The sequence below is a fragment of the Sphingobacterium lactis genome (assembly GCF_051951495.1).
GTDB lineage: Bacteria > Bacteroidota > Bacteroidia > Sphingobacteriales > Sphingobacteriaceae > Sphingobacterium > Sphingobacterium lactis_A.
On sequence record NZ_JBNHAS010000002.1, the window covers coordinates 705,816 to 718,481 of the forward strand.

Sequence of the window (12,666 nt, forward strand, 5' to 3'; positions counted from 1 at the left end):
GAATGATTAATTGTTTATTTATTCATCAGTTTACCGCCGATGTTTCCAACTGTCGAACCTGCGCCTGCTCCGGCGATATTTCCGGCTTTCATTGCCGTGGAGTTTACATTGCGGGTAAAGTTCCCTGCGCCTCCGGCTTGGATTACCCAACCTGTTACTGTCGGTATAGTGAAGTACCCGATGATGCCGATAATCATAAAAATGATGTACACGGTATTGCTCGTATCAGGAATGTAGGTGGGGTCGGCAAGCATTGCTATATCCCGTTCTAATATGAGGGATTGTATTCTTGCCAACATTGAGCTGAACAAATCCGAAACGGGAAGCCACAGGTAAACGCTTACATACCTCGTGAGCCATTGCGTGAGCGTGGACTGAAAGCCGTCCCATACGGAAATAGCAAAGGCTATTGGTCCGAGTATGGAGAGGACTATCAGGAAAAACGTTCGTATGGTATCAATGACCAAAGCCGCCGCCTGAAAGAGTATTTCCAATAGATTGCGAAACCAGTCCTTTATCGCCTTTTCAATCTTGTAGGCTTGCCTGTCCATATACATACCCGCCATTGTACCAATGTCGGACGGCGACCAACCCAGTTCGTCCAGTTTCTTATCAAACTCTTCGTCTGATACCATATAGGCAGTTTCAGGATTTCTGACCATTGCCTCATATTCCAACTGGTCTTTCTGCTGTTGCAGCTTGTTCAGGTCAATCACCTGGTCTTCGAGTATTTGGTGGGTTCCTACAACCACCGGGCTTAACACTGCATTGATGGTTCCCAGTACGATAGTCGGGAAGAACATAATGCACAGCCCCAAAGCGAACGGGCGCAGCAGAGGGAACATATCAATAGGTTCGGCACGGCTTAAAGCCTGCCAAACCTTTAATGCTACATAGAACAATGCTCCCAATCCCGCCAAACCCTTAGCTACTGCCGCCATATCGCCTGCAAGCGGCATCATATCGTCATAAAGCGATCGCAGGAGTTCGTGAAGATTATCCCATTCCATAGTTTACCAGTATTTTTGGTTAGCAGTTCCGTAGAGTTCAAGCACTCTTTGGGCATCGTTTTTCTTTTTCGCTCTTAGGTAGCTCACAGAAATGTTCTTAGTGGTGTAGTAGCGTACAAGGCTGTGGTAATCCTTTACCTCTTTGTACACACGGTCAATAATGTCCATACGCTCTTTGTCATTCAGCGAAAGGCTTGAAGAGGTTACAATCTGCTTTAGTTCTTTCAGCAGTTCGGTACTTTCATTGAGCAGTGCCGAATAACCGTTGCCAATAGCGACCAATTCCTGTGGCGAAAAATTGGGGTCGTTCATCATCTTGCCGAAGTTCTGCACGTACATTTCGGACACATCGCCCACCAAGAGTACGGTTTGCTGCACCTTACGGGCATCTTTTACAAGGTTGTTGATAGCTTTCAGCTTGTCGTAATACTCCTTGCCCTGGTCGTACACTTTCTTTACTTCGTTGAAGTTCTTTATCACATTACTCACGGTGGAAGAAGTCTGTATGATTTCATTCGCACTGTTGATAATCCCTGAAGCCAAATTAGCGGGGTCGGTTACAACCCATTGGGCTTTTGCTGACGGTGCTACGGCGAGCATCAGTGCCGTACACACCAGATACATTACTTTTTTCATTGTTCTGATTTTTTAAATTGTTAATGACTATTGATTTGAATTGTCCCGCCGTTGCATTGCGATATGCTTAATAGCGAGTTCTACGTTACCATCGAGTTCCGCAGCAAGCTGCATCACTTCCATCTTTTCGGTTTCCTCTGTGGTGTAGGCGAGGTATTCCTCCAAACTAACTTCGGTGGCATAGACTGCCGAGTGCGTACCACCTAAACCAATCCAAACCTCTTTGTACAAGCGGCTTGCATCGTTGTTCATATTGATGGAAAGTACCTGACCTTTTTCTTTGTCGGTAAGCCCCAACATTGCCTGTATATCATCAAACTTGTTCATATACTTGCGTTGGTCTAAAAGGATTTTACAGTCGGAGTTATTGATGATACTTTCTTTCACAATGGGCGACTGGATGATATCATCGACCTCCTGTGTTACGACAATGGCTTCTCCGAAAAACTTACGCACGGTTTTGAACAAATACTTGATGTATTCTGCCATTCCCTCTTTTGCAATCGCTTTCCAAGCCTCTTCAATCAGGATAAGTTTGCGAATACCTTTCAGTCGGCGCATTTTGTTAATGAACACCTCCATAATGATAATCGTGACTATGGGAAAGAGGATTTTGTGGTCTTTTATCGCATCAATTTCAAACACGATAAAGCGTTTGGAAAGAAGGTCTAACTGCTTATCGGAGTTGAGCAAATAATCGTATTCTCCTCCTTTGTAATAGGGTTCGAGAACATTCAGGAAATTGGCAATGTCAAAATCTTTTTCCCTGACTTGTTTCTCCTCCAATACTTTGCGGTAGTCGTCTTTTACATACTCATAGAAGCCGTTAAATGACGGATAAGTATCATCTTGTTTGATACGTTCGATGTAACCGGAAACAGCATTGGACAATGCTACTTCTTCCGACCTTGTCGGCGGTTCATCGTCCCGTTTCCAAAGAGTGAGTATCAGAGTTTTGATACTTTCCCGCTTTTCGATGTCGAACACGCCGTCATCGGTATAAAAGGGATTGAACGCAATCGGGTTATCTTCGGTGTACGTGAAGTAAACACCGTCTTCGCCTTTGGTTTTTCCTTTGATGAGTTCGCATAATCCCTGATAACTGTTACCCGTATCTACGAGTAGAACGTGAGCACCCTGTTCGTGATATTGGCGTACCATATGGTTAGTGAAGAAAGATTTTCCCGAACCTGACGGACCAAGTATGAACTTGTTTCTGTTCGTGATAATCCCACGTTTCATCGGCAAATCGGAAATATCCAAATGGATTGGTTTTCCTGTAAGCCTGTCCGCCATTTTGATACCGAACGGAGAGGGCGAATTGTGGTAATTCGTTTCTTCTGCAAAGAAGCACAAGGCAGGTTCTATAAACGTATAGAAACTTTCCTCACTCGGAAAATCGCCAGCATTGCCTGGCATTGCAGCCCAATACAATGTGGCAACGTCTGTCGTGTTGTGGCGGGGCTTACACTCCATTAGTGCCAACGCACTACCGCAATCGTTCTTTAGCTGTTTGAGTTCCGCAGGGTCTTCCGACCAAGCCATAATATTGAAGTGTGCTCTTACAGAAGATAGCCCGAAGCTGTGTGCTTCGTTCAGATACTTCTCAATCCACTCCTTATTGATTTGGTTCGCCCGACTATAACGGGCTAAAGAGTGCATATTACGGGCAGATTTCTCAAACTTTTGCAGGTTGTCCTCGCTGTTATCCAAGAATAGGTACTGATTGTAAATGTGGTTACAGCTCAATAACAACCCTACGGGTGCAGCAAACGACAAACGGCAGTCGCTCCGGTCGGTAGATAGCTTTTCAAAGCGGGTATCAGCCGAAACAGTTGCAGGCAGGTCGTCCGTATCGGACAAGGTGTGCAAAGACAGCCTTTTGTTGCCGATACGCACTTCTTCCGCTCCTAATGCGATGTCCTGCATTGGTGTTCCGGCTTCTCTCGAAAGTGTAAGGTATTGTTCCAGCAATCCCTGTTTTTCGTCTGTTCCGATGATGTCGTCTTCGGTCAAACGTCGCAGGTTTACAAAACCGCTATCATTCACGATACGTTCAAACTGTGCGACCGCTTCCATAAATTGATGTATCGTTTCCTTATTGATTTCCTTTGGAATAAGCGTACCCTTGCAAAGCGAACTGAAATTGCTTTGCATACGCATTCTGTTCTTGGTCGTTTTTGTCAGGAACAGGTAGCAATAATGGTTCAGGAATGGTCGTTCGTTGAAATGCCGTTGATAGCTTTTGGAAAGAAAACTCTGGTCTTCCTGTGCCAAATCGGGAGTGTAGCTTTCTTTGATATACCAATCTTGCTTGTGAATGACTGTAAAATCGGGTAATGTCTTAATCGCCTTATGCCAGGCGGAGTGAATAGCTTCGTATTCAGCCGATGCTACCGTAAACAGCTCAGGCAATCGTACTTCAAAACAGGCGGTTATGTCCGCATCTTTGGACAGGATACAGTTGTTTTCTACTGCCAAGAGTGGAAACTTATGTTCCAATGTGGTTGTTTTGGCTACATTTCTCATACGGCTTTCGGTTTAGGAGTGAATTTTAAATACCTGCGTACAGGCTTACGACAAATAATGTAGCGAGGGTGTCGTTTTCTCGCACCTACTTTCATTAGTCCGTGTTCTCTGTACTTTCGGTTCAGCGAAAAGGTCTGCCATACAATGAGCGAAGCACCGCCAGCTCCGAGAAACAGGCAGACGTAATTACTTACGCCAGCCATATACAATATCATCACGAAGATGAGCGTACCGAGCAGACCACCAGCGAATATGAACAGGTATTGGGCTTTCAGCCCTTTAAATTCCACTGTCCTGCCAATGCCTTTGTTAATGTTATAACTGTTCATAAGGCAGAGGTTTACAGGAAGAATGAACGCAGGATAGTAGCCGCAACAATCAGGAAGATACACGCACCGAACCACGAAGCCGCCGTCTTCGATGTGTCGGGGTCGCCCGAGCTGAATTTGTTGTACACCTTAACACCTCCGATTAAGCCGACAACCGCCCCAATCGCATAAATGAGTTGGGTGGCAGGGTCGAAATAAGACGTTACCATTTGGGTAGCCTCGTTGATACCTGCCGACCCGTTTCCCTGTGCGAACGCACCCATTCCTGACAGCATTGCTACGGCTGCCAGCAAAACTTTTTTACTTTGTTTTTTCATAATTGAAACACATTAATTTGTTACTGTTATCCCGCACCTTGCGGACTTTCGGGACAAAGGTGTTTTAGAAATCAAGGCGTGATAACAAAGTGGCAGTGAGAGGAATTGTTTGGCTGTGGGTGGCTGAATTGCTAAAGAAAATAGAGAGGTGTTGACAGGAAGAGAGAGGTTTTTACTATCTTCGTAAAATGAAATCCTTGTCGTACATATTAGCATTAATGGTTTTGGTCTTATCGACCTTGCCAAGCTTTATGGAAGATAAATGTTTTGACCTAGTGAATCAAACAACAAATAGTCAAGAACAAGATAGCGACGATTGCGGTATGGAATGTTGCTCGCCTTTTTCTAAATGCAATACCTGTACTGGATTTGTAATTACTTCCTTTTATGCTTTAACATCCAATTATGTCCAACAACCTAAAAAGAAATTAGGTGTAATAACAGCGTCAGCTGTTTCAGACTTCCTCTCTTCCATTTGGCAACCCCCTAAGATTAATTAATGTTTTTAGTGTCTTCGGCACAATAACAGATTACGGTGCTACAAACCGTCAATTCTCATTTTTCAAACATTAATGTTTTTTTATACAATGAAAAAAATAGTCTTTGTGTCATTTTTTATGACACTAAATCTCTGTGTATTTGCACAAAACATTTTAAATGCTGTTATTAGAAACAGTGAAAACAAAAATCTTTTGATTGGAGTGACAGCATCTATAAAAGGAACCTCGCTTGCCGCTACATCAAACGAAAACGGTCTCATCATAATAGAAAATATTCCTGATGGGATACAGGAAATACATTTTAGCTATATCGGTTTTAACGACTATATAGATACATTGGAATTTCCATTAGCTGACAACAGTCCTATTGAAATCTTACTCAAAGAAAGTTCAGAGGAGTTAGAGGAAGTTGTCATTTCATCCACAAGAAGCACAAGGAGTATACAAAATATCCCTACCCGTATTGAATTTATTGGAAGTGAAGAACTGGGCGAAAAAGGGAACATGAAACCGGGAGATATTCGTATGCTTTTAGCGGAAAGCACAGGTATTCACGTACAAACCACTTCGCCTACCAGTGCCAATGCAAGTATTCGTATTCAGGGACTTGATGGAAGATATACACAAATCCTGAAAGACGGTTTCCCCATTTATTCAGGTGCTTCAAGTGGATTGGGTTTGTTACAGATACCACCACTTGACCTCAAACAAGTAGAAGTCATCAAAGGCTCTACATCTACACTATATGGAGGCGGAGCAATAGCTGGACTGGTCAATCTGATTTCCAAAACGCCGACCTATGAGAGAGATTTAGGTTTTCACCTCAATGGAACATCCGGCAGGGGTTTGGATATAAACGGCTTTTATGGACAAAGGTTTAATAAAATTGGAACAACTATATTTGCTTCCCATAACCGTAACGCAGCTTATGATCCTGCTAAGAACGGACTATCCGCTATTCCACAATTCGAACGCTATGTACTGAATCCGAAGCTCTTCGTTTATTTCAATGAAAAGACGAAACTGAACTTCGGTATCAACACAACGATCGAGAGCCGTTTGGGAGGTGATATGCTTTACATCAAAGGAAATGGAGATAATACAAACCAATATTTTGAGGAAAATAAAACACAACGCTATTCCACACAATTTATTTTCGACCATATCATCAATGAAAACAGTACTGTTCAAGTCAAAAATAGTGTAAGTTATTTTAACCGAAATACTACCATTCCAAACTATAAGTTTGAGGGAACACAAACAGCAAGTTTTACCGAAGCCAACTACACCAACAGTACTGAAAAATCGGAATGGGTCACAGGTATTAATATTTGGACGGATAATTTCAAAGAAAAGCAGATTATGGCATCTCCGTTGAGAGATTATAATCAGACTACATTCGGTGCTTTTGTACAAAATTCTTTTAATGCTACGGATTGGTTTCAATTGGAAACAGGTTTTAGAACGGATTATGTTGTGGATTATGGGGTGGTATTCTTACCGAGAGTTTCGGCTCTATTCCACATTGCCGAGGGCTTAACTTCACGAGTTGGTGGTGGATTTGGCTATAAAACACCTACCATTTTTACGGAAGAAAGCGAACGCCTACAATATCAAAATGTAATGCCCATTGACGACAAGACCAATAAATTGGAAAAAAGTTATGGAGCAAATGCAGACATCAATTACCGCACCTACATTGGGGAAGATTGGTCATTTAGCATAAATCAATTGTTCTTTTACACCTATTTGGATAATCCCTTGTTACTTGAAAACTCCTCGGCAAATCTGTATCAGTTTGTTAATTCTCCTGGCTACATCCATACCAAAGGAACAGAAACCAATATTAAAATTGGTTATGATGACCTGAAATTGTTTTTGGGTTATACCTATACAGATGCCCGATTACACCATAATGGAACGACTGTAGAAAGCCCTTTAACACCAAAACACCGCATTAATTCCATCCTGATGTATGAAATAGAAGACAAATGGAAAATTGGTCTGGAAGCCTATTATTTCAGTCGCCAAAAACTGAATAATGGAACTACGGGCAAAGATTACTTTATTACTGGATTTATGGCTGAAAAGATTTGGGAAAGATTTTCTCTGTACATCAACTTTGAAAACTTCCTCGACACCCGACAAACACGCTTTGACAGCATTTATACAGGAACAATAACCAATCCAGTTTTTAAAGACAATTATGCACCTTTGGACGGATTTGTGATTAACGGAGGAATAAAATTTAAGCTTTAAAATAAATGGAAAAAACCATATTCAATATAACTAAAATGGATTGCCCAAGCGAGGAGCAATTAATCCGTATGAAACTGCAAGACTTTGATACGGTAAAAGGATTGGAATTCGATATAGCCAATAGAAAATTAGACGTTTATCACGATGGAAACCCAGAGCCAATTTTTTTGGCTCTGGGAACACTGAATCTAAATACGACATTGGTTTCAACCGAAAAAAGTAATTTCGTTGTTGAAACAGATACAAGCAACAAGCAACGGAAATTACTTTGGATCGTATTGATTATCAACTTCCTGTTCTTTGGATTGGAAATGTTATTCGGTGTTTTTTCAGGCTCAATGGGGTTGGTAGCCGATAGTTTGGATATGCTTGCCGACAGTGTCGTTTACGCATTGGCATTAATCGCCGTGGGTGGAACAATCGCTTTAAAAAACAACATCGCCAGATTTGCAGGATACTTCCAAGTCTTACTGGCTATTATAGGTTTCGTTGAAGTAATCAGACGTTGTATGGGAATTGAAGCTATGCCCGATTTCAAGACAATGATTGTCGTTTCAGTTTTAGCATTGATTGCAAACGTATTTTGCCTTTATCTTTTACAAAAGAACAAAAGTAAAGAAGCGCATATGCAGGCTTCGATGATATTCACATCAAATGATGTCATTATCAATTCGGGAGTTATTGTTGCTGGTCTTTTAGTTAATTGGCTCAATTCAAGTTATCCAGATTTGATTATTGGAGCTATTGTATTTGTAATTGTAGCAAGAGGGGCTTACAGAATATTGAAGTTGGCAAAGTAAATGTAAAAATAAGTTGAGCCTGAAATTTAGTTTTTCAGGCTCAATTAAAATAATTCCGTTTCAGACAAACTCCCCAATATCAAAATCATCTAAATCATTGTTCCGCAAAGTGGAAGAACTGATTTCCGTTTCAGATGAGAGTGAGCTATCCAATAGCTTGGCAATTTTACTGGATGCACCCGCTATAGAATTTTCCAGCAGACTAAATAATTCGGTTCCCTGTATTTTCTGAACGATTGCTATCGCTGTTTCCTTTTGAGATGACTCCAGTTTTTCTTGCTGAAGCAACATCCCCACGGAGCTTAGTTCTTCAAAGGTAACCCCTTGGGCAAAACCATTATCGCCACCAGATATTCCGTACCTGTTCCATTCTTCTTCCTCTTCTTCAAAATCAGGTTGATTGCTAAAAACTTCATCCAGCTCTTCCTGCGGAATCTGAATACTCCTGTTTTCATTTTCGTCGTATTCAATGTCTAAATTATCGGGATTTACCTCTGGTTCCTCAATCTGGCGTTCATTGGCAGTGTTTGGCACTGAAAGGCGTTCTACGGGTTTGGGCTGTCCCATAATATCGGGCAGATCCGGATTGACTTTCTTTTGCGGAGGTTTTTGTTTTGACCTTTTCTTAATGATAATCTTATCCTGCAAAAGCAGGACAATGACGATCAGCAGGCATATTACTATTACAATTTCCATAACTATAAAATTGGTTTAAAACGTTCGTTGAAATAATCTGTAATATCGTCCCCGTACTCTCTAAAATGGTGTTCAAGAATGTTGTCGATATAAGAATAGAGTGTAGTCTTTTCTTCTCTTGTTAATTGTACTATACGTAACAACCTTTCGTGATATTCTGGACGAATGTAAACGACCTTTCCGTTTCGACCTGAAGGAAAACGATTGACCAGAAATGTCTCCTCATAATCCACCTTCTTTAGGGAGCTATTGCGGGCTTTTGGTTTTGTTTCCTTCTGTATTTTCTGTTGTTGAATAACTTCGGGTATAGTAACAGATTGATTACCACTCATGATATTCATGATTAATTCTTCATCAACATCGGGCTTATCAAAATCTTTTCTTCTCTTATCTGTTGACATACTTAACTATTTTAGAGATTAACAATTTTTAAAAATTCTTCAATAAATAAATTCAGTCTCGTTACTTTCATTAGTTGAGGTTCGGCAGGTAACAGACTTGACCGAAATACACTGTTCGGTGTATCGTCCGTCTCTTTTCTGAAACGTTTACTATCCATTATCCGAGAATTCATCACAGATAAATCGAGTTCGTTAATAACGCTTTGATAAGCCTCGTATATTCCTGTTTTCTCTCGACCATCTACCTGATTCCAAAACATCCACATTTTCTGATCTTCATTACTCTCCTCCGTTTCGGGCAAGCCAAGGAATGCTTTAGTAAAGCTCAGTGTACTTTCCATAACTAGACGGTCAGCACTAATTGGAGAAAAAATAAAATCCATTGTTCTTAAGGTCGTGAGCACACCTTTTGTATTAGCTGTTCCGGGAAGATCAAAAAAAGTTATATCAGGCTCTATTGCAGATTGATTTACGTATTCTAAAGCCTTTGACAAGGCATCCTCCGGTTTACAACTGATAATCGGATATGCTTTTTTATTGATACTTTGATACAACTTCATTGCAGCTCTTTTGTGGTAATCATTCTGCATAATAGTTTTCAAATCCCTTTCCCTCATATTGGCTAAGCTGTGTTGTGGGAAATCACAATCCATTACAAGGACATTAAAAGCTAAACGATAATGCAATACACTTGAAAGTAATGCGGTCATAGTAGATTTTCCAACACCGCCTTTAGGCGTTGAAAAACTAATTTTTAAAGTTTTCTTTTTTGTTTCCATTATTTAAAGATTTATTGTTACACATTTTATTTGTTTGGCAGGTTTGAATATTGGTTTATTTAAATAGTACCTATTTCCTATATGCCTGTATTCCCCTTTTGGAAATTTTCTTGATTGTTATTTGCTTTTATTACCGCTTGGTGGGTAATCATTTTTAGCAACTGGAAAACCTTACAACTTGTAAATTGCTTTACCGCTTTTATGCTTTTACAGTTTTATGTTTTTAAAACCCTATGCTTTTATTCCAAAATTTCTGTACTAAAACCCAATTTATTTTTTATCCTCATTACATTTTTTATTACCTGCACTAAAACTATACGGCAAATAAAGCGATTGAATCGGCTCGTTATTGATGGGTGGTAATCTTTGGCACCCAAAGGCAGTGTTTGGCTATGTGTCTGATTGTGATGCTCTCATAAGTAGTGTCTTACTTTGTATATAGAATTTTATTAACAGATTTATGCAAAGGCATCTTGAGGAACTGGACAAAAGCAGAACGGCATCAAGCCGTTTATCCCTGCTACATTTAATCCGTCCCGAAGGGCGGATTTTTGTGTTCACCAGAACACGGCAAGTTGTGTTTTGAGCATCTCGAAAAGATTTCCGATGCTCAAAACAACTTGCCCTGCCGGGGGCAGAAAACGTCCTCCGAAGTCGGCGTTTTGTATGAATTAAAAATGGATTAGTGATGAATGAAAACAGCAGAAAGCAGTTAAAAAAGGGCGGGCGTCCTCTAAAAAACGATCCCGCTAAAATCCGGTACACGATTTCCTTTAATGAGGAAGAGCATGCCCGTTTTCTTGACTTATTTGAAAAGTCCGGTATGCAGGTTAAGGCACATTTTATAACCTCTTGCATCTTCGATAAGACGATAAAATCTGTTAAAATAGACAAAGGAACAATTGATTTTTATATGCGATTGACTTCGTTTCACAGTCAATTTCGATCTATTGGCGTGAATTATAATCAGGTCGTAAAGCTATTGTATAAGAACTTTTCGGAGAAAAAGGCAGCAGCATATCTCTATAAATTGGAAAAACATACGGCTGAAATGACCGCCTTGTTTAAAGAAATTGTCCAGATAACGGAAGAATTTGATGTAAAATATCTGAAAAAATAACAGCAGAAATGATTGCGAAAATTGGTAGAAGCGCAAATTTATACGGAGCCTTGGCATATAATCAGCTCAAAGTGGAGAACGAAAATGGACAAATTTTGTTCGCCAATAAGATAATTGAAACTGCTAACGGACATTATTCCGTAGCACAATTAGCCCAATCTTTTGCTCCTTATCTCATCGCCAACCGCAATACCGAGAAACATACGTTGCATATTTCGCTCAATCCTGATCCCAAGGATAATGTAGATGATGATAAGTTTAGGGAAATGGCGGAAGAATATATGCGTGAAATGGGTTACGGCGAACAGCCTTTTGTGGTCTTCAAACATACCGATATTGACCGTAGTCATATCCATATCGTATCGGTCTGCGTGGACGAACAGGGCGTGAAAATTTCGGATAGTTTTGAGAAAATGCGGTCTATGAGTGTATGCCGTGAACTGGAAAGAAAACACGGTCTGATACCCGCAACGGACAAAGAACGTAATCACAATGATAAGGTTTTTCGTCCGGTGGATTATCGGGCAAGTGATATAAAAAGTCAGATTGCTTCGGTCATTCGCCACTTGCCGAACTATTATCAATACCAAACTTTGGGAGAATACAATGCTTTGCTTTCCCTGTTCAATATTACCACCGAGAAAGTGGAGGGAGAATTACACGGAAAGGCACAGCAGGGTTTATTGTACATTCCATTGAATGAGAAAGGCGAAAAAGCAGGACATCCGTTCAAGGCTTCGTTTTTCGGAAAGAACGCAGGGCTTCCGGCTTTGGAATTGCATTTTGCGAAATGCAAAACAACCCTGAAAGATACCGCAACCAAACAGACTTTAAAATCAGCCGTTACCATTGCCCTGCAATCAACGGTTGACGAATTGAGCTTTAAAAAACAGTTAGGCGAGCAAGGTATCAATGTAGTGATACGCAGAAACGATACCGGACGAATTTACGGTATGTCGTTCATTGACCACAACTCTAAAAGCGTTTGGAACGGTTCACGATTGGCAAAAGAACTTTCTGCCAATACCTTTAATGATTATTGGAACAATAATATCAAAGCGGAGATTAAAGAGGCAGTTGCACCCCTACCAAAATTGTCCAAACCGACTGATACGGAGGATTTACCTGCGGAAGAACCACATCATTTGTTCGACTTCTTAAATACTGAAAAACACGAAGACGGTTTGATAGAAGCCTTTGGAGGTTTGCTCATACCTGAAGCACAGGGGGAAGATTACGAGGAACAGGATTTTGCTAATAGGATGAAGAAAAAGAAAAGAAGACTATAGT

At 40.6% G+C, this 12,666-nt stretch carries 13 protein-coding genes; 5 read left to right on the top strand and 8 right to left on the bottom strand.

The window, feature by feature from the left end:
- Positions 1 to 14: 14 nt before the first annotated feature.
- The 5 genes from traJ to ACP6L2_RS10775 are packed head-to-tail and all read right to left on the bottom strand — an operon-like array spanning position 15 to position 4,821.
- The gene (gene traJ, locus ACP6L2_RS10755) at positions 15 to 1,010 is read right to left on the bottom strand and encodes a conjugative transposon protein TraJ (RefSeq protein ID WP_002993175.1); all 996 of its coding nucleotides are present in this window, start codon (positions 1,008 to 1,010) and stop codon (positions 15 to 17) included.
- A 3-nt stretch (positions 1,011 to 1,013) separates the two neighbouring features.
- A complete protein-coding gene (locus tag ACP6L2_RS10760) occupies positions 1,014 to 1,646 on the bottom strand; it encodes a DUF4141 domain-containing protein (protein ID WP_002993177.1) in 633 nt (210 codons plus the stop codon).
- A 27-nt stretch (positions 1,647 to 1,673) separates the two neighbouring features.
- Positions 1,674 to 4,175 (bottom strand): TraG family conjugative transposon ATPase, encoded by a 2,502-nt coding sequence (locus tag ACP6L2_RS10765; RefSeq protein WP_002993178.1) that lies wholly within the window; start codon positions 4,173 to 4,175, stop codon positions 1,674 to 1,676.
- A complete protein-coding gene (locus ACP6L2_RS10770; RefSeq protein WP_002993179.1) occupies positions 4,172 to 4,504 on the bottom strand; it encodes a DUF4133 domain-containing protein in 333 nt (110 codons plus the stop codon). Before ACP6L2_RS10770 ends, ACP6L2_RS10765 begins: the two co-directional genes overlap by 4 nt.
- Positions 4,505 to 4,515: 11 nt before the next feature.
- The gene (locus tag ACP6L2_RS10775; protein WP_002993181.1) at positions 4,516 to 4,821 is read right to left on the bottom strand and encodes a DUF4134 domain-containing protein; all 306 of its coding nucleotides are present in this window, start codon (positions 4,819 to 4,821) and stop codon (positions 4,516 to 4,518) included.
- A gap of 188 nt (positions 4,822 to 5,009) precedes the next feature.
- Here ACP6L2_RS10775 and ACP6L2_RS10780 point away from each other — a divergent pair, with 188 nt between their 5' ends.
- The 3 genes from ACP6L2_RS10780 (at position 5,010) to ACP6L2_RS10790 (ending at position 8,380) form a co-directional block, all read left to right on the top strand.
- A complete protein-coding gene (locus ACP6L2_RS10780) occupies positions 5,010 to 5,321 on the top strand; it encodes a hypothetical protein (protein WP_002993183.1) in 312 nt (103 codons plus the stop codon).
- Positions 5,322 to 5,408: 87 nt separating this feature from the next.
- Positions 5,409 to 7,580, top strand: coding sequence for a TonB-dependent receptor (locus ACP6L2_RS10785; RefSeq protein ID WP_094280385.1), 2,172 nt, complete (start codon positions 5,409 to 5,411; stop codon positions 7,578 to 7,580).
- A gap of 5 nt (positions 7,581 to 7,585) precedes the next feature.
- Complete coding sequence (locus ACP6L2_RS10790) at positions 7,586 to 8,380, top strand: cation transporter (protein WP_094280386.1); 795 nt, start codon at positions 7,586 to 7,588, stop codon at positions 8,378 to 8,380.
- Positions 8,381 to 8,440: 60 nt separating this feature from the next.
- Here ACP6L2_RS10790 and ACP6L2_RS10795 read toward each other — a convergent pair whose 3' ends face one another.
- Genes ACP6L2_RS10795 through ACP6L2_RS10805 form a run of 3 tightly spaced genes read right to left on the bottom strand, consistent with a single transcriptional unit; the run spans position 8,441 to position 10,256 of the window.
- Positions 8,441 to 9,076: a hypothetical protein gene (locus tag ACP6L2_RS10795; RefSeq protein ID WP_002993186.1), complete on the bottom strand. Its 636-nt coding sequence runs from the start codon at positions 9,074 to 9,076 to the stop codon at positions 8,441 to 8,443.
- Positions 9,077 to 9,078: 2 nt separating this feature from the next.
- Entirely contained in the window at positions 9,079 to 9,477 is a 399-nt protein-coding gene (locus tag ACP6L2_RS10800; protein WP_002993187.1) for a DUF3408 domain-containing protein, read from the bottom strand.
- An 11-nt stretch (positions 9,478 to 9,488) separates the two neighbouring features.
- Positions 9,489 to 10,256: a ParA family protein gene (locus tag ACP6L2_RS10805; protein ID WP_440509202.1), complete on the bottom strand. Its 768-nt coding sequence runs from the start codon at positions 10,254 to 10,256 to the stop codon at positions 9,489 to 9,491.
- A 688-nt stretch (positions 10,257 to 10,944) separates the two neighbouring features.
- On the opposite strand from ACP6L2_RS10805, the gene mobA reads away from it, so the two are divergent.
- Positions 10,945 to 11,376 carry a conjugal transfer protein MobA gene (gene mobA / locus ACP6L2_RS10810; protein WP_002993194.1) on the top strand — a complete coding sequence of 144 codons (432 nt, stop codon included), beginning with the start codon at positions 10,945 to 10,947 and terminating at the stop codon, positions 11,374 to 11,376.
- Positions 11,377 to 11,384: 8 nt separating this feature from the next.
- Positions 11,385 to 12,665 carry a conjugal transfer protein MobB gene (mobB, locus tag ACP6L2_RS10815; protein WP_440509204.1) on the top strand — a complete coding sequence of 427 codons (1,281 nt, stop codon included), beginning with the start codon at positions 11,385 to 11,387 and terminating at the stop codon, positions 12,663 to 12,665.
- The last annotated feature ends 1 nt before the right edge of the window (position 12,666 follow it).